Source organism: Pseudomonas sp. Ost2 (genome assembly GCF_018326065.1).
GTDB lineage: Bacteria > Pseudomonadota > Gammaproteobacteria > Pseudomonadales > Pseudomonadaceae > Aquipseudomonas > Aquipseudomonas gingeri.
The window spans coordinates 405,970-427,271 of record NZ_AP021904.1 but is presented as its reverse complement, the minus strand read 5'-3'; the positions used below and the strand labels follow the sequence as shown (position 1 = coordinate 427,271).

Annotated in this window: 16 protein-coding genes; 2 read left to right on the top strand and 14 right to left on the bottom strand. The window is 64.2% G+C overall.

The genetic code is table 11. The features are described from left to right. Positions 1 to 8: 8 nt before the first annotated feature. The 8 genes from hutH to hutC all read right to left on the bottom strand — a co-directional run bounded on the left by hutH (position 9) and on the right by hutC (position 9,538). Positions 9 to 1,532: a histidine ammonia-lyase gene (gene hutH / locus KI243_RS01900; RefSeq protein ID WP_212810387.1), complete on the bottom strand. Its 1,524-nt coding sequence runs from the start codon at positions 1,530 to 1,532 to the stop codon at positions 9 to 11. Positions 1,533 to 1,645: 113 nt separating this feature from the next. Then, positions 1,646 to 2,476 (bottom strand): glycine betaine/L-proline ABC transporter ATP-binding protein, encoded by an 831-nt coding sequence (locus tag KI243_RS01895; RefSeq protein ID WP_017126953.1) that lies wholly within the window; start codon positions 2,474 to 2,476, stop codon positions 1,646 to 1,648. After that, the gene (locus KI243_RS01890; RefSeq protein ID WP_017126954.1) at positions 2,473 to 3,324 is read right to left on the bottom strand and encodes a proline/glycine betaine ABC transporter permease; all 852 of its coding nucleotides are present in this window, start codon (positions 3,322 to 3,324) and stop codon (positions 2,473 to 2,475) included. The genes KI243_RS01895 and KI243_RS01890 overlap by 4 nt, the downstream gene beginning before the upstream one ends. A gap of 71 nt (positions 3,325 to 3,395) precedes the next feature. Next, a complete protein-coding gene (locus KI243_RS01885; protein ID WP_017126955.1) occupies positions 3,396 to 4,364 on the bottom strand; it encodes an ABC transporter substrate-binding protein in 969 nt (322 codons plus the stop codon). A 118-nt stretch (positions 4,365 to 4,482) separates the two neighbouring features. Further along, positions 4,483 to 5,952 (bottom strand): cytosine permease, encoded by a 1,470-nt coding sequence (locus KI243_RS01880; RefSeq protein ID WP_103032933.1) that lies wholly within the window; start codon positions 5,950 to 5,952, stop codon positions 4,483 to 4,485. A 120-nt stretch (positions 5,953 to 6,072) separates the two neighbouring features. Then, positions 6,073 to 7,773: a urocanate hydratase gene (gene hutU, locus KI243_RS01875; protein ID WP_017126956.1), complete on the bottom strand. Its 1,701-nt coding sequence runs from the start codon at positions 7,771 to 7,773 to the stop codon at positions 6,073 to 6,075. Positions 7,774 to 8,252: 479 nt separating this feature from the next. After that, positions 8,253 to 8,831: a HutD family protein gene (locus KI243_RS01870; protein WP_017126957.1), complete on the bottom strand. Its 579-nt coding sequence runs from the start codon at positions 8,829 to 8,831 to the stop codon at positions 8,253 to 8,255. After that, positions 8,828 to 9,538: a histidine utilization repressor gene (gene hutC, locus KI243_RS01865; protein WP_177083827.1), complete on the bottom strand. Its 711-nt coding sequence runs from the start codon at positions 9,536 to 9,538 to the stop codon at positions 8,828 to 8,830. The genes KI243_RS01870 and hutC overlap by 4 nt, the downstream gene beginning before the upstream one ends. Positions 9,539 to 9,683: 145 nt before the next feature. Here hutC and KI243_RS01860 point away from each other — a divergent pair, with 145 nt between their 5' ends. After that, complete coding sequence (locus tag KI243_RS01860; RefSeq protein WP_212810386.1) at positions 9,684 to 11,048, top strand: formimidoylglutamate deiminase; 1,365 nt, start codon at positions 9,684 to 9,686, stop codon at positions 11,046 to 11,048. A 144-nt stretch (positions 11,049 to 11,192) separates the two neighbouring features. Here the strand turns inward: KI243_RS01860 and KI243_RS01855 are convergent, their stop codons facing one another. Then, the gene (locus KI243_RS01855) at positions 11,193 to 11,750 is read right to left on the bottom strand and encodes a lipocalin family protein (protein ID WP_042935645.1); all 558 of its coding nucleotides are present in this window, start codon (positions 11,748 to 11,750) and stop codon (positions 11,193 to 11,195) included. A 30-nt stretch (positions 11,751 to 11,780) separates the two neighbouring features. Then, positions 11,781 to 12,035, bottom strand: coding sequence for an outer membrane protein assembly factor BamE (gene bamE, locus KI243_RS01850; protein ID WP_017126961.1), 255 nt, complete (start codon positions 12,033 to 12,035; stop codon positions 11,781 to 11,783). 273 nt (positions 12,036 to 12,308) lie between these two features. On the opposite strand from bamE, the gene KI243_RS01845 reads away from it, so the two are divergent. Continuing rightward, complete coding sequence (locus KI243_RS01845) at positions 12,309 to 14,201, top strand: methyl-accepting chemotaxis protein (protein WP_017126962.1); 1,893 nt, start codon at positions 12,309 to 12,311, stop codon at positions 14,199 to 14,201. Positions 14,202 to 14,388: 187 nt separating this feature from the next. On the opposite strand, the gene KI243_RS01840 is transcribed toward KI243_RS01845, so the two are convergent. The 4 genes from KI243_RS01840 to KI243_RS01825 form a co-directional block, all read right to left on the bottom strand. Beyond that, the gene (locus KI243_RS01840) at positions 14,389 to 14,991 is read right to left on the bottom strand and encodes a DUF924 family protein (protein ID WP_017126963.1); all 603 of its coding nucleotides are present in this window, start codon (positions 14,989 to 14,991) and stop codon (positions 14,389 to 14,391) included. A 4-nt stretch (positions 14,992 to 14,995) separates the two neighbouring features. Beyond that, positions 14,996 to 16,006 (bottom strand): class 1 fructose-bisphosphatase, encoded by a 1,011-nt coding sequence (locus KI243_RS01835; RefSeq protein WP_017126964.1) that lies wholly within the window; start codon positions 16,004 to 16,006, stop codon positions 14,996 to 14,998. A gap of 298 nt (positions 16,007 to 16,304) precedes the next feature. After that, positions 16,305 to 17,666 carry a DUF3999 domain-containing protein gene (locus KI243_RS01830; RefSeq protein ID WP_103032932.1) on the bottom strand — a complete coding sequence of 454 codons (1,362 nt, stop codon included), beginning with the start codon at positions 17,664 to 17,666 and terminating at the stop codon, positions 16,305 to 16,307. After that, the gene (locus KI243_RS01825) at positions 17,663 to 21,295 is read right to left on the bottom strand and encodes a DUF2339 domain-containing protein (protein ID WP_017126966.1); all 3,633 of its coding nucleotides are present in this window, start codon (positions 21,293 to 21,295) and stop codon (positions 17,663 to 17,665) included. The genes KI243_RS01830 and KI243_RS01825 overlap by 4 nt, the downstream gene beginning before the upstream one ends. Positions 21,296 to 21,302 lie beyond the last annotated feature (7 nt).

The window sequence follows — 21,302 nt, the reverse complement described above, 5'->3', positions numbered from 1 at the left end:
TCGTGGAATCAATGCAGGTTCGGCAACCTGTCGTGCAAGAGCGTGGCGTCCTTGAGGATCGCCGCCGCACTGGCGATGTCCGGCGCCAGCCAGCGGTCCTGCTCATAAGCCGGCACACGCTCGCGCAGCAGTTTCCAGGCGGCGTCGGTGCCGGCGCCGAAACGCTGCGCCTTGAGGAATTCGAAGGCCTGGGCCGCCAGCAGGTACTCGATGGCGAGGACCTGGGTGCAGTTCTCCAGGACCTGGTGCAGCTTGAGCGCGGCGTTGGTGCCCATGCTCAGGTGATCTTCCTGCAGCGCGGAGGTGACGTAGTTGTCGAGCACCGCCGGTTGCGCCAACTGGCGATTCTGCGCACAGAGGGACGCGGCGACGTACTGCACGATCATCATCCCCGAGTTGACGCCCGGCTGGCTGACCAGGAACGCCGGCAAGCCACTGACGTGCGGGTTGATCAGGCGATCGAGGCGGCGCTCGGCAATCGAGCCGATTTCCGCCATGGCAATCGCCAGCAGATCCGCCGCGAGGGCCACCGACTGGCCGTGGGGGTTGGCCTGGGACATCACCCGGAAGTTGTCCGGCGTGCCCAGCAACAGCGGGTTGTCGGTGCAACCGTTGAGTTCGGTCTCGATCTGCCGGGTGGCATGGGCCAGTTGATCGCGGGCGGCGCCGTGGACCTGCGGGATCGAGCGGATACTCAGGGCGTCCTGGGTACGAATGCCCTTGCTCGCGGCGATCACTTCGCTGCCTTCGAGCAGGCTGCGCAGGTTGCTGCCGACCTGCTGCATGCCGGGATGCGGCTTGAGGGCGATGATCTCGGCGTCGAACGCGGCGATCTGCCCGCGCTGGGCCTCGAAGCTCATCGCCGCGGTGACGTCGGACCATTGCACCAGACGATGAGCATCGGCCAGGGCCAGGCAGCTCAGGCCACTCATGCACGGCGTGCCGTTGACCAGGCACAGTCCGTCCTTGGCCCCCAGTCGCACCGGTTGCAGGCCTTCCTCGGCCAGGGCCTGCTGCGCGGCAACGATCTGCCCGCGGTAGCTGACCTGGCCGACGCCGAGCAGGGCCACGCCGATATGGGCCATATGGGTCAGGTAACCGACCGACCCCTGGGAGGGCACCTGCGGGGTGATACCGTGATTGAGCAGCGCCAGCAGGGCTTCGACCACCTGGCGGTGCAGGCCGGACTTGCCATGGCTGTAGTTGATGATGGCGGCGCAGATGATCGCCCGGGTCTGTTCGTCGGCCAACGGCGCACCGACGCCACAGGCATGGCTGAGCAGGGTGTTGCGGGACAACTGGCTGAGTTGCTCGCCGGACAGCGACACGTTGGAAAGGCCGCCCAGGCCGGTGTTCACGCCATAGGCGCGCTCGCCGCTGACGACGATCCGCTGGACGATGGCCTGGGCGTTGTCGATCCGCGCCCAGGTCTGTGGCGCCAGTTCGAGCCGCGCGCCGTGCCGGGCCACCGCGACCACATCCTGCCAGCGCAACGGCGCATCGGCGATAACGATTTTTTCAGCCTGGGACATCTTCAACCTCATCCTTACAACCTGAATATTGATACAACTTCACCGCCCCCCGAACCCCGTGGGAGCGGGCTTGCCCGCGAAGGGGCCCGCACCGGCACCACACCTCTTGCGCCTTAAACCGTCGCCGCACGCCGCTGCACGAAGCGGTCGACATATTCATCGGCCGGCGAATGGAGGATTTCCTTCGGCGTCCCGACCTGGATCAGCTTGCCGTCCTTGAGAATCGCGATGCGGTTGCCGATGCGCACGGCCTCGTCGAGGTCGTGGGTAATGAACACGATGGTCTTGTGCAACGTCTTCTGCAGCTCCAGCAACTGGTCCTGCATCTCGGCGCGGATCAGCGGGTCGAGCGCACTGAACGCCTCGTCCATCAGGATGATGTCGGTGTCCGCCGCCAAGGCCCTAGCCAGGCCGACGCGCTGGCGCATGCCGCCCGACAGCTGGTGCGGGTACTTGTTCTCGTAGCCCTTGAGGCCCACTGTGTTGATCCAGTGCAGCGAGCGCTCGACGCACATTTCCTTGCTCTCGCCACGGACCTTGAGGCCATAGGCGACGTTTTCCTGCACGGTCTTGTGGGGCAGCAGGCCGAAGCTCTGGAACACCATGCTGATCTTGTGCCGGCGGAATTCGCGCAGGGCTTCCATGTCGTGCTGGAGGATGTCCACGCCGTCCACCAGGATCGCGCCGCTGGTCGGGTCGATCAGGCGGTTGAAGTGGCGGACCAGGGTCGACTTGCCGGAACCCGACAGGCCCATGATCACGAAGATCTCGCCGGTGCCGATGGTCAGCGACAGGTCGTTGACCCCGACCACGCAGCCGGTCTCGGCCAGCACCTGGTCCTTGGTCTTGCCCTGGCGGATCATGTTCAGCGCGTCATTGGAACGCGCCCCGAAAATCTTGAAGACGTTCTTGACTTCGATCTTGCTGACGATGGAATCAGTCATTTGCTCACCTCATGGCGCGGACGACCATAGGCCTGGGTAATGCGGTCGATGACCACGGCGAGAATCACGATGGCCAGCCCCGCTTCGAGACCGCGCCCGACGTTCAGGGTCTGGATCCCGACCAGTACATCTTCGCCCAGGCCACGGGCACCGATCATCGAGGCGATCACCACCATCGACAGGGCCATCATGGTGGTCTGGTTGATCCCGGCCATGATGCTCGGCAGGGCCAGCGGCAGTTGCACGCCGAACAGCTGCTGCCAGCGGTTGGCACCGAAGGCGTTGATCGCTTCCATCACTTCGCCGTCCACCTGGCGGATACCCAGGTCGGTCAGGCGGATCAGCGGCGGCGCGGCATAGATCACCGTGGCGAAGATCGCCGGGACCTTGCCCAGGCCGAACAGCATCAGTACCGGGATCAGGTACACGAAGCTGGGCATGGTCTGCATGATATCCAGCAGCGGCATCAGCACCGAACGCAGGCGATTGCTGCGCGCCGACAGAATGCCCAGGGGAATCCCGATCAGTACCGAGATCAGCGTCGCCACCAGCATCAGTGCCAGGGTCTGCATCAGCTTGTCCCACAGGCCGACCGCGCCCACCAGGAACAGCAGGCCGACGATCACCGCGGTTGTCACCACCTTGCGGGTGGCGTGCCAGGCGATACCGCCGACGATGGCCAGCATCAACCACCAGGGCGCCAGGCGCAGCAGGCCTTCCAGATTGACGATGGCCCACAGCAGGGTGTCGGAGATGTGCCGGAACACATCGCCGTAGTTGGTCACCAGCGAATCAACCCAACCGTTGACCCAGTCGGCGATGGAAAACGTGAAATTCTCGGGAAACATTGGAAACTCTCGATCAAGTGGATGTAGCGAACGTCCCGGCCAGCCTTCCGGTTAGCCGGGAGGTAGTCGACCTACAGAGCCGCGTTGATTTTCTTGGCAGCGTCAGCGCTGACCCAAGCCTGCCAGACCTCAGGGTGTTCCTTGAGGAAGATTTTCGCCAGCTTTGGCGATTCGATCCGTTCCTTGGTCATGCGTCCCAGGTTCTGGTTGAGCAGATCGATCGGCAGATTAGCCTTTTCCAGCACGGCGACCAATTCAGGTGCTTCGTCGTGGAACGTCTTGGACAGACCGACCTTGATGCTCACGCTCTTGTCGACACCCGGTTTTTCTTCCAGCTTGACCAGGTCCACCTGGCCCATCAGCGGCGTCGGCGACCAGTAGTAGAACAGAATCGGTTCGCCACGCTTGTAGCTCGACAGCACCGCGGCATCCAGAGCCGGCCCGGTGCCAGGTCGGAAGTTGGTGTAGGTGCTTTCCAGACCGTAGCTTTTCAGCATCTCGCTGTTGTCCAGCTCGCAGGTCCAGCCGGCCGGGCAGTTGTAGAAGCGACCCTTGCTCGGCTCTTCCTGATCCTTGAACACCGAGGCGTATTGCGCCAGGTCGGAGATCTTCTTCAGGTTGGGCGCCTTGGCTTCGATCTTGCGCTTGGCATCGCCTTCGACCACATAACGCGGCACGTACCAGCCTTCGATGGCACCGACCACCGGAGCACCGACACCGACGACCTTCCCGGCTTTCTCGGCCTTGTTCCAGACTTCACTGCGGCCGACCCACTCCTCGGCGAAGACCTGGATATCGTTGCTGCTCAGGGCGTTCTCCATGGTGATGGAGTTGCCTGGCAGGCTGTCGGTCTTGCAGTCGTAGCCTTTTTCCAGGACGAACTGCAGGACGTCGGTCAGCAACATGCCGCTTTCCCAGTTGAGGCCTGCGAACTTCACCGGCTTACCGGACTCGCACCAGCCGGCGGCCTGGCTTGCGCCGGCAGCTGCCAACAGGCCGAGGGATAACGCCGTGGTCAGCAGGGTCTTTGTCATTTTCATTATGTGACGCTCCTAATCATGAATGGGTTAACGGCAGTCAAGAGGCATCCGGCCCGGGTTGGCCTGCAAGCAGGCCCTGTCCACGTATTCCAATGCAGGTACCGGGTGGGGCCGACGGCTAGACAGCCGACGGTTGGACCCGGGCACCCACCTTTTGTGCTGCAACGTCGCCCTGCTCTACCGGCAGGATCAGGCGATCAGGAACCGCGCCATGCCACTTCTTCGCGGCGAAGTAATACAGCGCCGCCGGAACCACCAGGCCGATGATCCAGGAGATATCGGTATCGCCCAGGCTCGCCACCAGGGGACCGGTGTAGAAGTGCGTGGAAATGAACGGCATCTGGATCAGCACGCCGAACACATAGATGCTGATGCCCATGATGTTCCAGCGACCGTAGCGGGCGTCGGGATCGGACAACGCAGGGATGTCGTAGCGTTCCTTGGTGATGCAGTAGAAGTCCACCAGGTTGATCGCGCTCCAGGGCGTGAAGAACGCCAGCAGGAACAGGATGAACGCGGAGAAGTCCTTGAGGAACGAGTCCTTGCCGAGCAGCGCCAGGGCGGCGGCGATACTCACCATGATGAAGATGTACAGCAGGCGCACGCCGCTGGAGATATGCCGGCTGCCACGGAAACCGCTGATGATGGTGGCGATCGACATGAAGCTGCCATAGGCGTTCAGCGTGGTCACGGTGACCTTGCCGAAGGCCACGGCGAAGTACAGCGCCGCCGCGACAATCCCGGTACCGCCGAGACTGACGATGAACGAAACCTCGTGGTGGGCGAATTGCGAGCCGGCCAGGGCCGCCGCGAACACGCCGAAGACCATCGAGGCCTGGGCGCCGATCACCGAACCCAGGCCCACGGCCCAGAAGGTTTTCGAGGCCGAGGTGCTGCGCGGCAGGTAACGCGAGTAGTCCGCCACGTAGGGCCCGAACGCGATCTGCCAGGATGCCGACAACGACACCGCCAGCAGGAAACTCGCCAGGGAGAAATGCTTGTTGCCCAGCAGCGCGGAAATATCGTTGCCGGCCAGCAATTTGTAGAACAGGTAGATGAAGGCGATCACCCCCAGCACACTGGCGATACGGCCGATGCCGTGGATCACCCGGTAGCCGAAGATGGTGAAGACCATGATGGAGGCGGCGAACAGCACGATGCCGACCCAGTCTTCGACATGGAGCAACTGCGCCACCGCCTGCCCGGCCAGCAGCGAGCCGCTGGCCGAGAAGCCGATGTACATCAGGCACACCAGCACCAGCGGAATCACCGCACCGTAGACACCGAACTGCACGCGACTGGAGATCATCTGCGGCAGGCCCAGTTGCGGGCCTTGCGCGGCATGCAGCGCCATCACCCCGCCGCCGAGCAATTGCCCGAGCAGCAGGCCGACCAGCGACCAGTACACATCACCGCCGAGCACCACCGCCAACGCGCCGGTGACAATTGCCGTGATCTGCAGGTTGGCACCCAACCACAGGGTGAACTGACTGAGTAGACGACCGTGTCTTTCCGCTTCCGGGATGTAGTCGATCGAACGCCTTTCGATCAACGGTTTGTTGCTTGCACGATCATGTGACCCAGCCATTGTTCAACCTCTATGGATTGTTTCCGTTAGGGGTACAGCGTTGGTGAAACCTGCTCCAGGTGAAACACTGCGCTTGCAGGAGCCGGCAAGCCGGCCCCCACAAGAGTTGCCTGCAACCGCTTATTTGCCGGTAATCATGGGCAGGTTCAGGCCCTGTTCTTTTGCGCAGTCGATGGCGATCTGGTAACCGGCATCGGCGTGGCGCATGACACCGGTCGCCGGGTCGTTGTGCAGCACGCGGGCGATACGCTCGGCCGCTTCGTCGGTACCGTCGCAGACGATCACCATGCCCGAGTGCTGGGAGAAGCCCATGCCGACGCCGCCGCCGTGGTGCAGGGAAACCCAGGTCGCGCCGCTGGCGGTGTTGAGCAGGGCATTCAGCAGTGGCCAGTCGGACACGGCATCGGAACCGTCCTGCATCGATTCGGTTTCGCGGTTCGGGCTGGATACGGAACCGGAATCCAGGTGGTCACGGCCGATCACGATCGGTGCCGACAGCTCGCCGCTGCGGACCATTTCGTTGAAGGCCAGGCCCAGCTTGGCGCGCAGGCCCAGGCCAACCCAGCAGATACGCGCCGGCAGGCCCTGGAAGCTGATGCGCTCGCGGGCCATGTCCAGCCAGTTGTGCAGGTGGGCGTCGTCCGGGATCAGTTCCTTGACCTTGGCGTCGGTCTTGTAGATGTCCTGCGGATCGCCCGACAGCGCGGCCCAGCGGAACGGACCGATGCCGCGGCAGAACAGCGGACGGATATAGGCCGGGACGAAGCCGGGGAAGTCGAACGCGTTCTCGACGCCTTCTTCCTGGGCCATCTGGCGGATGTTGTTGCCATAGTCGAAGGTCGGGATGCCTTGCTTCTGGAAGTCGAGCATCGCCTTGACGTGCACGGCCATGGAGGCCTTGGCGGCCTTCACCACCACTGCAGGTTCGGTGAGGGCGCGGGCGCGGTACTCTTCCCAGGTCCAGCCGGCCGGCAGGTAGCCGTTGAGCGGGTCGTGGGCGCTGGTCTGGTCGGTGACCATGTCCGGGCGCACGCCGCGCTTGACCAGTTCCGGGAGGATTTCCGCCGCGTTGCCGAGCAGGGCAATCGAGATCGCCTTGCCTTCCTTGGTGTACTTGGCGATACGCGCCAGGGCGTCGTCGAGGTCGGTGGCCTGTTCATCGACATAACGGCTGTTCAGGCGGAAATCGATGCTGACCTGCTGGCATTCGATGTTCAGCGAGCAGGCGCCGGCGAGGGTGGCCGCCAGGGGTTGTGCACCGCCCATGCCGCCCAGGCCCGCGGTCAGCACCCAACGACCTTTCAGGTTGTTGTCATAGTGCTGGCGACCGGCTTCGACGAAGGTTTCATAGGTGCCCTGGACGATGCCCTGGCTGCCGATATAGATCCAGCTGCCGGCGGTCATCTGGCCGTACATGGCCAGGCCCTTGGCATCCAGTTCGTTGAAATGTTCCCAGGTGGCCCAGTGCGGCACCAGGTTGGAGTTGGCGATCAGTACGCGCGGCGCGTTGCTGTGGGTCTTGAACACGCCGACCGGCTTGCCGGATTGCACCAGCAGGGTTTCGTCGTCATTCAGGTTGGTCAGGCTCTCGACGATCTTGTCGTAGCACTCCCAGTTCCGCGCGGCCCGGCCGATACCGCCGTAGACCACCAGCTCCTTGGGGTTCTCGGCCACTTGCGGGTCGAGGTTGTTCATCAGCATCCGCAGTGGCGCTTCGGTCAGCCAGCTCTTGGCGGTCAGCTTGTTGCCACGGGCGGCACGGATTTCGACGTCACGGCGCTTGGTAAAAGTGGCGGTAGGTTTCTGGGTATTCTCAGTCACGAAAAAACTCCTCTGCGATCGTCCAAACCCGCCCAGGCAGTGGGCAAGCGAGCTTGTGCGGGCGAGGCCCTCACAAGCGGAAAAATTAGGGTGGCGCATCACTGTCCCTGGTGACTCATACGCACACATCTTTACTTGTACATACAAGCATATGCAATCAAGCGGCCAACTTGAGAACCAGGTGCTGAAGAATTTTTCAGAATAGTCGGCGAACGCCGTGGGACGGGGCTTGGAGCGGAAAATGAAATTGTAGGACGAAGAGAAACTGCGGGTAGGAAGCTGTTACCGGAAGAAGGTTTTGCGCCATGCTGGGGCGTTCGGTAACAAGTTGGTGCGCGAAAGGGCTGATCGTTCCCACGCTCTGCGTGGGCATGCAGCCCGTGACGCTCTGCGTCACAAAGCGGACGCGGAGCGTCCAGTGAGGCGTTACCACGCAGAGAGTGGGAACGATCAATGAGTGGGCGCGCCCACTCACCGGGTCAGGCGGGCGTCAGTTCGATCACACAGCAACGGCCGGTCACCGACACTTCCAGCAACTGCTCGTTGCTGTCCAGTTGCAGGCAGTCGTGGCGGCCCAGGACTTCGTAGCCGGTACTGCCCAGGCCGACATGCAGTTGATCGCTGACACTGAAGATCAGCAGCACCGCCGCCGAGCTGAAGAAACGCTTCGGCTGCGCAGCATCCAGCCATTGCAGGCGGGCGTTGTAGCGATCCGGGGCATAGATCAGGTTGAAGTCGCGGATCGGCCCGTCGAGCAGGGTGCAACTGACCTGGCTCGCGCCACTGAAGGCAAACGGGTCCAGCGGCAGCAGCGCGCGGGTGCGCTCGCCGTCGACCTGCAGGGTCATGCCCGCGCCCTGCAGCACGGTGATGATCCGTTCGTAGCCGGCGAAGCTGGAAAAGCCACCCGACTCGCCGATATCGGCAATCGACAGGCGCCAGCCGAAACCGTCCAGGCCCTCGCCGGCGTCGCGGGTGATTTCCTCGGTGCTGCCGCCGCCGTTTTTCCACGGCATGCGCGGGTAATCCGCCGCGCGCAAGACTTTCAGTGAACTCATTTGGTAAAGCGTCCTTCCAGGCGATGACGGGAACCGGGGTGGATCAGACGGGCGGCGGTCACCGGCTGGCGACCGGACCAGGTGCGGCGACGGATCATCAGGCACGGCTCGCCCGGCTCGATCTGCAGCAGCTTGCATTCGGTGGCGTCGGCGAGGATGGCTTCGACCACATGCTCGCCTTCGGTCAGCGGCGCGACCTGGGACAGGTAGGCGTACGGCGTCTGCAGGGTGAAATCCTGCTTGAGGTAGTCCGGCGCCACCAGTGCATTGACGAAGCGGTCTTCGATCTGCACCGGGATATCGTTCTCGAAATGCACGATCAGCGAGTGGAAGACCTTCTGCCCTTCACGCATGTCCAGGGCCACGGCGCGTTCGGAGCCGGCGGCTTCTTCGCCCAGGGTGATGATCTGGCAGGTGTGGCGATGGCCGCGCGAGGCGATCTCATCGGCAATGTTGTGCACCTCGAACAGCGCCGACTGGCTCTTGGGCTCGGCGACAAAGGTGCCGACGCCCTGCATGCGCACCAGCAGGCCTTCGGCGGTCATTTCCCGCAGGGCACGGTTGATGGTCATGCGGCTGTAGCCCAGTTGTTCCACCAGCTCGCTTTCGGACGGCACGCGGTAATGCGGCGGCCAGTTTCCGCTGTCGATCTGCTGGGTGATCATCTGCTTGACGCGGGCATATAACGGCGCCGGACTGTCACCCATGTGGGCAGCCAGCGGGTTGTTGGCAGGCGGAGTCGGCACAGGAAATCCTTGTTCGATTTTAAAGGTTGCTAGCTTGCCGGAGTTTACCGGGCAGGCAAACGTCTGTATATGTATATACAAATAACACACGATGGGGTGCTGAACCATGTCCGCCTTCTTTGCCGAACGCGCGCTGCTGCCTAGTGGATGGGCCAAAAACGTACGCCTTGAGGTCAACGCCGCGGGCGTGCTGACCCAGGTCCAGGCCGATTCCCATGCAGAAGGCGCCGAACGGCTGAGCGGCCCGCTGTTGCCGGGCATGCCGAACCTGCATTCCCACGCCTTCCAGCGGGCGATGGGCGGCCTGGCGGAAGTGGCCGGCAATCCGAACGACAGCTTCTGGACCTGGCGCGACCTGATGTACCGGCTGGTGGGCAAGATCAGCCCGGAGCAGATGGGCGTCATCGCCCGCCAGCTCTATATCGAGATGCTCAAGGCCGGTTACACCTCGGTGGCCGAATTCCACTACGTGCACCATGACACCAATGGCCAGCCCTACGCCGATCCGGCGGAGCTGGGCTTGCGCATCAGCCAGGCGGCCACGGACGCGGGCATCGGCCTGACCCTGTTGCCGGTGCTCTACAGCCACTCCGGCTTTGGCGGCCAGACCCCGAATGACGGCCAGCGGCGCTTTATCAACAGCACCGAGAATTACCTGAAACTGCAAGCCCGCCTGCAACCGCTGCTGGCCCGGCAACCGGCCCAGGCCCTGGGCCTGTGCTTCCACTCGCTGCGGGCGGTGACGCCCGGGCAGATCAGCGAAGTGCTGGCCGCCAGCGACCGGCAGTGCCCGGTGCACATCCATATCGCCGAGCAGCAGAAGGAAGTCGACGACTGCCTGACCTGGAGCGGCAAGCGGCCGCTGCAATGGCTGTACGACAATGTCGAGGTGGACGAGCGCTGGTGCCTGGTGCACGCGACCCACGCCGACGCCGGAGAAGTCACGCGCATGGCCCGCAGCCGGGCGATCGCCGGGCTGTGCCTGACCACCGAAGCGAATCTGGGCGACGGGATCTTCCCGGCGGTGGACTTCCTCGCCCAGGGCGGCCGCATGGGCATCGGTTCCGACAGCCATGTATCACTGAGCGTGGTCGAGGAACTGCGCTGGCTGGAATACGGCCAGCGCCTGCGCGATCAGCGGCGTAACCGCCTGTATCGCGCCGACCAGCCGATGGTCGGTCGCACTCTCTATGACGCGGCGCTGGACGGTGGCGCCCAGGCGCTCGGGCAATCGATCGGCAAGCTGGAAGCAGGCAAGCGCGCCGACTGGCTGGTGCTCGACGGCAGCGACCCGTACCTGGCAACCGCCCAGGACGATGGCATTCTCAATCGCTGGCTGTTCGCCGGCGGCGACCGTCAGGTCCGTGACGTCATGGTCAACGGTCAGTGGGCGGTACGGGGTGGACGGCATGCGGGCGAAGAAGAAAGCGCGCAGGCATTTACCCAGGTCTTGCGTGCTCTGCTGAACTGAGCGGACAAGCCCGCCACAAACCTGTAGGAACTACCCCACGATCGTTCCCACGCTCCGCGTGGGAATGCATCCCGTGACGCTCCGCGTCACCCTCAAGAGCGGACGCAGAGCGTGGGCACGATCATCAACGCCGGTCAGCCTGAATCAGTGCGGCATCTTCGAGTCCGGCGTACGCCAGATCAGCCGTGTGGTGTCATAACCCTGCTGGCGCGCCCGGCTCAGCAGGTCCTCGCGCACGTCCGCATTGACCTTGGTCGAGCGTGACAGCAGCCACAGGTAGCGTCGGCTCGGATCACCGACAATCGCGGTGTGGTAGTCATCGCTGACATACAGCACCCAGTAGTTGCCCTTGGCCAGGCCCGGCAGCAAGGCGGTGAACCAGTTGTCGAAGCGTACCCACAGCTTGTCGGTCTGCCCCGGCACTTGCGGCGTCGCCGTCCCCTTGGCCTCCTCCCACTTCCACTGCTCGGTCAGGCAGCGATTGAATACCGCCATCCTGCCGTCGGGCATCAGGCTGTAGCGGGCCTCGGACTGGACGCAGTTGCGCTGGAAATACATCGGCATTCGCGCCAGCTCGTACCAGGTGCCCTGGTAACGCTTGAGGTCGACATGACCTGCGGTTTTAGGCGCCAGGTCATCGCCCGACGTAGCGCAACCAGCCAGCAACAGGCCGGCCAAAAGAGTGACCACTAAACGCAACATTATTCTTCTCCCGAGGGCTTGCGCCCCGGTTTACTTCAGGCCTTGCCCGGAAAACATCAGGACTTTGTCACCGGCGTACTGCACGCTGATAAAGCTGTTCTTGTTACCCCAGGTACAACTGGACATGCCCAGCGCGCCAGAACAGTCAGAGGGACTGCCGAGCAACGACTCGACTTCGGCCTTGGGCATGCCCGTGGACAGCTTCGAGTAGTTTTCCTGGTTGACCTTGCTGCAAGCGACCAACAACACGCAAAACGACAGCAGAGCGAGAGAGCGCAACGACATGGGGGGAAACTCCTGGGGACGGAAAGGTCGGCACGGGGGCCTACCGCAAGCTTAGAAGAGAAAAGAGCCATCTGGTTCCCGACCCTACGACCTTTTCTTACGGCACTTTCCGTTGCAGATCAGCGCTTTTGCGAGGAAAACCGGCATTTCGTCGGCTTTACCGTCAAGAAACTAATATTTAACAAGACTGTGTCGAGATATAGAGGCGTCATGCCATCAAACGTGGCAAATTGTCGCCCCCTCGTTGACCAGCCTCTTGCGGACAGCCATTCGATGACCAAAAACTTCAAGTTCAGTCACAAGATCCTCCTGGCTGCGGCCCTGGTGGTCGCGGTGGCGTTCGCCTGCTTTATCCTGTTCAACGACTATCGCCAGCGCGAAGCCCTGCGCAGCAGCACCGAAGCCTCGATGCAGGAACTGGGCAGCCTGACCACCAGCAACATCCAGACCTGGGTGGAAAGCCGTATCCAGCTGTTGCAGTCGCTGTCGCAGCAGATCGCCGTGGACGGCAATTCCGCCGACAGCCTCAAGCGCGCCGTCGGCCTGCCCGCCTACACCGGCAACTTCCAGCTGAGCTATTTCGGCAGCCAGGAAGGCGTGATGTTCTCGGTCCCGGCGGGCAACCGCGCCGCCGACTACGACCCGCGCGCCCGTGGCTGGTACAAAGCTGCCACCGCCGCCCAGCAGACCATCGTCACCGAACCCTACATCGCCGCCTCCTCGGGCAAGCTGGTGATCACCCTGGCAACCCCGGTGCAGCACGACGGCAAGTTCATCGGCGTGACCGGCGCGGACATCGACCTGGGCAGCGTCAGCGCGATCATCAACTCGCTGAATTTCGGCGGCCACGGCCACGCCTTTATCGTCAGCGCCGACGGCAAGATCCTGGTGCACCCGGACAGCAAGCTGATTCTCAAGAACCTCGCCGAGGCCTATCCGAACGACACGCCGAAGATCAGCGCCGGCCTGAAGGAAGTCGCGGTGGACGGCAAGACCCAGTTCATCTCCTTCACCCATGTCAACGGCCTGCCTTCGGCCGACTGGTACGTGGCGCTGGTGCTCGACCAGGACACCGCGTTCTCGATGCTCAGCGAATTCCGCACCTCGGCGATCATCGCCATGGTGATCGCCGTGGTCATCATCATCGCCCTGCTGGGCATGCTGATCCGCGTGCTGATGCAGCCGCTGCACCTGATGGGCCGGGCCATGCACGATATCGCCGAAGGTGAAGGCGACCTGACCAAGCGCCTGACCATCCACGGCCATGACGAGTTCGGCACCCTGGGCATGTCGTTCAACCGTTTCGTGGAGCGTATCCACACCTCGATCCGCGAAGTGGCGTCGGCCACCGGCCAGGTCAACGAGGTCGCCCTGCGGGTGGTCAGCGCCTCCAACTCGTCGATGCTCAATTCCGACCAGCAGGCCAGCCGCACCAGCAGCGTCGCGGCGGCGATCAACCAGCTCGGCGCCGCGGCCCAGGAAATCGCCCAGAACGCCGCCCTCGCCTCGCAGCATTCCAGCGATGCCCGCAGCCTCGCGGAAGACGGCCAGCAAGTGGTGGACAAGACCATCGTCGCGATGCAGCAGTTGTCGGCGAAGATCAGCGATTCCTGCGGCAATATCGAGACCCTGAACAGCAACACCGTGAATATCGGGCAGATTCTCGAAGTGATCACCAGCATTTCCCAGCAGACCAACCTGCTGGCGCTCAACGCCGCCATCGAAGCGGCACGGGCAGGTGAAGCCGGTCGCGGCTTTGCCGTGGTGGCCGACGAAGTGCGCAACCTGGCGCACCGCACCCAGGACTCGGCGCAGCAAGTGCAGAAGATGATCGAAGAGTTGCAGGTCGGCGCCCGGGAAGCGGTGAGCATCATGACCGACAGCCAGCGTCAGAGCGAAAGCAGCGTCGGCATCGCCAACCAGGCCGGCGAACGGCTGGGCAGCGTGACCCAGCGGATCGGCGAGATCGACGGCATGAACCAGTCGGTGGCGACCGCGACCGAGGAACAGACCGCGGTGGTGGAATCGATCAACGTCGATATCACCGAGATCAATACGCTGAACCAGGAAGGCGTGGAAAACCTGCAGTCGACCTTGCGCGCCTGCGCGGACCTGGAACAGCAGGCGGCACGCTTGAAGCAGTTGGTCGGCAGTTTCCGGATCTGAAGCGCAGCGCAAAACCCGTGGGAGCCGGCTGGCTGGCGATGGCGATATCCCTGACGCAGATGATGCGGCGGGGATGTACCGGCCTTATCGCCGGCAAGCCGGCTCCTACAGGTTTGGGTCGTACACAAGATGCCGTACCGTGGGAGCGGGCTTGCCCGCGAAAGGGCCATCCGCCGTACAGCACCTCTTAGAACCGTGAACCGGGCTCCCGCAAAAACGCCACTTCCTCATCCGTGGACTCACGGCCGAGAATGGCATTGCGATGGGGAAAGCGCCCGAACCGGGCAATCACTTGCTGATGCCGTTCGGCATAGTCCAGGTTGTCGGCAAACACCGCCTGTTGCTCCGCCGGCTGCTCCCTGAGCAACGCCGCAAAGCGCGACACCGCTTCGTTCTGCACGGCCAGGTTCTCGCAGTGTTCGAACACCAGGTAGATAAACACCCGCTGCATCGCCGGCAGTTGCCGGTCGAAATCCGCGGCAATGCCCTGGGCCACCAGCGCCTGGGCGCGAGCGTCTCCGGAGAAAGCGTGCGGGGTATCGCGAAAGATCATCCGTGGCAACTGATCGAGCAGGAGTACCACGGCCAGCCAGCCTTCGGGACATTGCGTCCACTCGACCAGTCCGCCGGCCAGGGCCTGCTCGACCTGGTCCCCGAAACGCTCGCGCGCCTCGAGGTCCTGGCTGTCACGCTTGCCGAACCACAACCGTCCCTTGTCGGCCACTATCGCGACCGGCGTCCCGGCAGAACCGAACCACCAATCGAGTAACGGCTGCCAGGGCGCGGACATGGATTTACTCCTTGTGGTAGCCGGTGACCCGGGCCACTTCTTCCTTCGAGCCGAGGAACACGGCCACACGCTGGTGCAGGCCTTCGGGCTGGATATCGAGGATGCGCTGGTGGCCGTCGGTGGACGCACCGCCCGCCTGCTCCACCAGGAACGACATCGGGTTGGCTTCGTACATCAGACGCAGCTTGCCCGGCTTGGACGGCTCGCGGCTGTCGCGCGGGTACATGAACAGGCCACCCCGGGTCAGGATGCGGTGCACGTCCGCAACCATCGCGGCGACCCAGCGCATGTTGTAGTTCTTTTTCAACGGGCCTTCTTCGCCGGCCAGCAATTCGCCGACATAGCGTTGTACCGGCGCTTCCCAGTGACGCTGGTTGGACATGTTGATCGCGAATTCCTGGGTGGAAGCCGGGATCGTGATGTCTTCGTGGGTCAGCACGAAGCTGCCCATTTCACGGTCAAGGGTGAAGCCTTTCACGCCATCGCCCAGGGTCAGCACCAGCATGGTCTGCGGGCCGTAGATGGCATAACCGGCGGCAACCTGCTGGGTGCCTGGCTGCAGGAAGGCCTTTTCGTTCAGGGCTTCGTTCTGGCTCAGGTATTCGTTCGGGCAGCGCAGCACCGAGAAGATCGTACCGACCGGGGCGTTGATATCGATGTTCGACGAACCGTCCAGCGGGTCGAATACCAGCAGGTAGGCGCCTTTCGGATATTTGCCGGGGATCTGGTAGGCATTGTCCATTTCCTCGGACGCCATGCCGGCCAGGTGACCGCCCCATTCGTTGGCTTCTAGCAGGATCTCGTTGGAAAGCACGTCGAGCTTCTTCTGCACTTCGCCCTGCACGTTCTCGGTGCCCATGCTGCCCAGCACCCCACCCAGCGCGCCCTTGGAGACGGCATGGCTGATTTCCTTGCAGGCACGCGCGACCACTTCGATCAGGAAACGCAGATCGGCAGGCGTGTTGTTGCTGCGGGTCTGCTCAATCAAATAGCGACTCAGGGTAACGCGGGACATGGATGGCTCCGGAGAAAGGGGGGTCTGAAAACCCGCGCAGTTTAACGCGAGTTGCGTTGCAAATCCTCCTGATCAGACTCGGATGGCGCACAGAGAGTTCACAGGTCGGATTCAGCGTAGCCCAAAAGCACCGCCAGGCGCCCAGGGCAGACAAGACCCGGTGGTCGGCCAGCACTGACGCCCCCACCTGTAGGAGCCGGCTTGCCGGCGATGGCGGTCGCAGGGGCGAGGCAGCTCTCAAGAGCCTCATCGCCGGCAAGCCGGCTCCCACAGGGGACGCAGCAAGCTGGGGCAGTCTTCAGGCCTGTGGCTTGCGCAACAGGCTGAAGGCCATCCCCGCCAGCGCCGCCACGCCCAGCAGCAGGACCGCCCACAAGCCGATCTTCTTCCAGTCGGTGCCCGGCGGCGCCACGACCGCCGGCGGTTGCGCCGCGACCACCACCGCCGAACCCGGTGTCGCCTTGCCCAACCCGGCCAGGCGTTGCGGGCTGTAATCCGGAATCAGCGTCGACAGCGGCAGGTTCGCCGCGGCGACCGTCGCATTGCCCAGCGCCAGGGAGAACGGCGCATTGCCGCGCGCCAGAAACACCAGTTGCGTCGGTCGTACCGCATAACTCAGGGCCGGCGCCGTCGCACCGAGACCGCCACCACGTTCGTCGACCACCAGTTTCAATTGCGCCACCGCGTAACCGGACAGCTCGAGTCTGTCCTGCACCACGTCCTGGCCATTCTGCGTCAGGCGATAGAGCAGGCCGCTGGTCAGCGCCTGCCAGGCCTCATTGGCGTTGCGCCGCCCATACAGGCGCACCGGCGCCAGGCTGTTGGGCTGGGCGAGGTCGATCCGCACCTGTTCCAGGTTCAGTCCGGCCGGCACGGTCCAGGTGTACTCGCCGGCCTTGGCACTGCTGCCCGCCAGCGGTTGCGACCAGGCCAGCGGCAACGACAGGCTGCTGGTGCTGCTCACCAGTTGCGCGGCATTCAGTACCGGCGCCGACTGCGGCGCCTGCCACAACAGGCGCAGGTAACGCGCCGACTGACCGGGCAGGGTCACTTCGCGCTGCTCGATCCGTTCGTCGGCGAACGACAGCCGTGCGACCTGTCCATCGCCCCAGGACTGCCAGTGCTGCAAATCGTCACTGGCTTCGATGCTGAAACGCTGGAAGCCGTCGCGCTCGCTGGTCCAGTCGAGGATCAGTTGCTGCAACGGCGCCTTGATCGCACTGGCATCGAGCAACCAGCCACGCAGCACTTCCTCGCCGACTTCCAGCTGGCTGGACGGGGTCACTTCGACCAGGGTGCCGCTGGTGGTCGATTGCACGCGCACGCTGGGCGTCGCCTGGGGCGCGTCGGCCGAGCTGTAGAGCGGGAACCACTTCACATCGACCTGATGGCGCTGTTCCGTCGACTGCGCCTGCTCCTTGAGCAAGGCATAGGCCTGGGCTTCGCCCGCGGCGTTGAATACCCGCACATCGTTCAGCTCGGGCTGGCGCGATTGCGCCTGCAAGGTCAATGGCAGCTCCACGCGATACCAGGGCCCTTCGCCGCCGAGGGTCAGGGGCACCAGCGTGGCGTAGTCGGCCGGTTTTTCCTGGGCCGCCAACGACGCGCCGACGCACAGCAGCAGAATGCCCAGGCAGCCCGGGCTCAGCTTACGAATCAAGATGACACTCCTTCATTTGGCACTTGCGGCGGTTCGACATCCGGGCGCTTCGGCGGCAGCGGGGCGAAATACCCGACCACCAGCATCAGCACGCCCACGCCGATGAACGAGACGATCCGCGCCAGTCCGCCACGGTTGCTCAGCTCGACAAAGAACAACTTGGCCACCACCAGCGCGATCAACACCGCACCGATCAGCCAGACTTCGCGACGATGACGCAGGTGCCCGCCGATCATCAGGCTCAGGGCGATCAGGCTCCAGGCAATCGACAGCCCGGCCTGCACCAGCATCGACTCCAGCAGCGCATCGAGCTGGAACGGCACGCCGCCCCAATGGTGCGCGGCCCGCATGACCAGCGCGGTGACGAAGGCGAACAACGACAGCCCCGCCACCGCCTGGGTCGCCCATTCGGCTTGGCCGGCGCGGATACCGAACTGCGGCACCGCGCTGCGCGACCAGATATAGATCCCCATCAGGGCGAACAGCAGCCCCAGTTCCAGCGGGTTGAGCAGCGGCACATAGGGCAGTGGCTCGGCACTGCCATCACTGAAGGTGTTGGCCAGCCAGAACCAGGCAAGCATCAGCAACGCCAGTGGCAGGGCCGCGTACAGACGGTATTCGCGCGGATGGGCGGCAATCGGCCATGGCCCGTTGCGCGGCGCCGCCATCAGCACCAGGTACAGGCTCGGCAACACCGCGTAACCCAGCCAGCGCCAGGCGTTGTAGTGTTCGGACAACAGCAGCAGGCCGTAGCGCAGTTCCAGCGCCAGCACGCCGAGGATCAACCAGCAGCCCAGCACATGGGCGATGCTCAAGGCACGGGCCGGCAGTTGCGGCGCCAGCTTGCGCAAGGACAGCAGATGCACGACGAACACCGCCAGCCAGGCGAGCCAGCCGAAGTTCGCCGCCGGGTGGTAGCGGCTCGACCAGCTCATCAGCAGCACCAGTGCCGAGGCGGGCACCAGCACCGTGCAGAGCAGGGCCATGTCCGGCCAGCGCAGGCGCGCGGCCAACACGCTCCAGAGCGCAACGCTGCCGGCCGGCACCAGCAACATCCAGAATTGCCAGCCGTCATTCCCGGTCGCCCGCATCACTTCATACCACAGGGCGCCAAACCACCAGAGCGCGCCCCAGGTCAGCAGCACTTGCGAGAGGCGCCGCAGGTGCAAGCCATCGAACGCCGTCGCGGTCTTGCCCGCTTGCAGGCGCCAGGCGCCGATCAAGGCCACGATGCCGAGGACCATCGGCGTCCAGAAACCGCTATTGGCCAGCAGCGGCAAGGCGCTCTCCTCCAGGGAACCGGGATGCGGCCGATCCGCCAGCAGAAAGGCCGTGCCACCCACCACCTGCAACACTAGGCCGAAGACAAAACTCAGGCGCTGTTGCAGATACAGGCTCAGCCAGATGATCAGCAGGCCGCTGGCCGCCCACACGCCGCTGGCCGTGGCCCAGGGCAGGACAAACAGCACCGCCAGGTTGATCAGCGCCAGGCCCGCCAGCAGGATCACCGACAATGCCCGCAACAGGCGCGTATCGCCGCGGACCATCTCGTCCCGCGCCGCCAGCAACATCCCGGCAATCAGCGACAGGCCGATCAGCGAAGCGCTCATCAGGCCATTCCAGCCCGCGCTGAAGACGGCCGTCGAGTCTCCTTCGGCGCCCTTGAGGCGCAACAGGAACAAGGCGCCGCCGAGCAACTGCACGGCAAAGGCACTGAACAGGAAACTGCGCGATTGCAGGCGCAGCCCCACGAACAGAGTCACCAGTCCGGCCAGCGCCCAACTGATGGCCGTGCCCTGGGTGAAGAAAAACAGCGGGGCCAGCAGATAAAGGCAGGTCAGGCCGAGGCAGGCCAGCAACGGAATCGTCCGGCGCTCCCAGGCCTCCGTCTGGTCCGCCGGGGCCTGGCGCAACTGCTGGAAGCTGAACAGCAGCGCCAGTCCCAACAACAAGGCCCCCAGCGGCGCGCCATCGAGCAGGCTGGTCTCACCGCCTTGCAGGGTATCGAGGAACGCCAGCGCCGACCCCACTTGCAGCAGCAAGGCAAAGGCCCGGGCGAACGGCCGTTGCTGGCGCAGGCCGAGCCAGAAAATGCCCGCGCCCTCCACCGCCCACGCCGCGGCGGTCCAGCGGGCGTCGAGGCCCAAGGGAATCGCCAGGCTGGCGAAGATCACGCCCAGCGCCAGGCAGGTCTCGCCCAGCAGCAAGGCGCGGCCACCCACCAGCAGACGGGCCAGGCCCATATAGACGATACCCAGCGCCAGGGCGCTGAACGCCGCCGCGAACTCGAGGTGCTGGACCAATGCGAACTGCAGGCCGAAGCCCACCAGCGGCGGCCCGAACAGCATCGTGCCATCGACATAGTCGCCCTGGCGCGCCGACCAGCGCAGCAGCCCCTCGCGACTGTCGTCCTGCGGTCCGACCGCCAGTTCACGGAGTTTGCGTCGGGCGAACAACAGGCCGATCGCCAGGTACATCAGGAAGAACAGCACCAGGAACGGCTCGGTGCTCCACAGCAATTGCGGTTGATAGGAACGCAGGCCCCAGGCGAACCCGATGCCGAAGGTGCCGACGAAACCGATCAGGTTGAGCAGGCGCCAGGCCTTGAACCAGGCGATGGCGAGGATCCCGGCATTCAACAGGGCGAAATAACTGAACAACGCGACATGGTTGCCGGAGCCGGTGGATGTCAGGATCGGTGCCGCGAAGCCGCCCAGGGCGGCAGCGGCGGCCAGGCCGAGGGCGTCCTGGGTTACCGCGAGAATCGCCGAGAACACCGTGACCGCCACCAGCAGGCCCAGCGCGGCGGAAGGATCGAGCAACGGGTGCAGGCGCATCGCGGCAAAGACCGTCAGGTACAGCACCGCGATCCCGGTGCCTTGCAGCATCAGGCCATAGTTGCTGTTGCGCAGGCGCAGCCACCAGCCCAGGCCCAGCAGGCCGAGGGCACAGGCGGCCACCCCGGCGTAGCGCACTTCGATCGGCACCACCATGCCCTCGGTGGCGTAGCGCAGCAGGAACGCCAGGCCGAGGAACAGCAGCAGCACGCCGACCCGCAACACGGTGTTGCCGCCAAACAGCCAGTTGCGCGCACCTGCCAGGGCACGTTCGATCAGGTTGGGCTCACGCGGAACCCGCGGCGGGGCCGGTTGGCGTGCCTCGGCCTGCATCGGTTCCGGTGCCCAGGCCTCCACTTCGGGGCGCAGGGCTTGCGGTTCATCGCGCCGCACAGGCTCGTGAAGCTCGGGGGGCAGTTCCCAGATCAGTTCGGGGACGGCGCGCAGCGCCTCGGGAACCGGCTGCGCAATCGGCTCGGCGGTCTGGGCCGGAGCTGGTGCCTGCTCGACCATCTGCGGTGAAGGTTCGACGGCGGCGGATGCCGCTGGGGCTTCTTCGGGCGCCCTCGTGCCGGAGATTTCGAGCTGGCGCACACGCGCCTCGACATTCGCCAGGGCGGTTTTCGCCCCTTGCAACTGGCTCAACTGCTCGGCCGCCTGCCGACCCAGGCTGGCCAGGCGAAACGCCTGGCCGATTCCCAGTCCGAGCAGCGCACCGATCAGGGCGTCGGCAACGGCCTCGTCGACCATCCAGCCCAACGCCAATCCGACCAGCATCAGAATCCATTGCATGCGCGAT

Bases quoted from the DNA above. Each gene is read 5' to 3' on its own strand.
- hutH (WP_212810387.1), bottom strand. From the start codon at position 1,532: ATGTCCCAGGCTGAAAAAATCGTTATCGCCGATGCGCCGTTGCGCTGG.
- KI243_RS01895 (WP_017126953.1), bottom strand. From the start codon at position 2,476: ATGACTGATTCCATCGTCAGCAAGATCGAAGTCAAGAACGTCTTCAAG.
- KI243_RS01890 (WP_017126954.1), bottom strand. From the start codon at position 3,324: ATGTTTCCCGAGAATTTCACGTTTTCCATCGCCGACTGGGTCAACGGT.
- KI243_RS01885 (WP_017126955.1), bottom strand. From the start codon at position 4,364: ATGAAAATGACAAAGACCCTGCTGACCACGGCGTTATCCCTCGGCCTG.
- KI243_RS01880 (WP_103032933.1), bottom strand. From the start codon at position 5,952: ATGGCTGGGTCACATGATCGTGCAAGCAACAAACCGTTGATCGAAAGG.
- KI243_RS01870 (WP_017126957.1), bottom strand. From the start codon at position 8,831: ATGAGTTCACTGAAAGTCTTGCGCGCGGCGGATTACCCGCGCATGCCG.
- hutC (WP_177083827.1), bottom strand. From the start codon at position 9,538: ATGGGTGACAGTCCGGCGCCGTTATATGCCCGCGTCAAGCAGATGATC.
- KI243_RS01860 (WP_212810386.1), top strand. From the start codon at position 9,684: ATGTCCGCCTTCTTTGCCGAACGCGCGCTGCTGCCTAGTGGATGGGCC.
- KI243_RS01855 (WP_042935645.1), bottom strand. From the start codon at position 11,750: ATGTTGCGTTTAGTGGTCACTCTTTTGGCCGGCCTGTTGCTGGCTGGT.
- bamE (WP_017126961.1), bottom strand. From the start codon at position 12,035: ATGTCGTTGCGCTCTCTCGCTCTGCTGTCGTTTTGCGTGTTGTTGGTC.
- KI243_RS01845 (WP_017126962.1), top strand. From the start codon at position 12,309: ATGACCAAAAACTTCAAGTTCAGTCACAAGATCCTCCTGGCTGCGGCC.
- KI243_RS01840 (WP_017126963.1), bottom strand. From the start codon at position 14,991: ATGTCCGCGCCCTGGCAGCCGTTACTCGATTGGTGGTTCGGTTCTGCC.
- KI243_RS01835 (WP_017126964.1), bottom strand. From the start codon at position 16,006: ATGTCCCGCGTTACCCTGAGTCGCTATTTGATTGAGCAGACCCGCAGC.
- KI243_RS01825 (WP_017126966.1), bottom strand. From the start codon at position 21,295: ATGCAATGGATTCTGATGCTGGTCGGATTGGCGTTGGGCTGGATGGTC.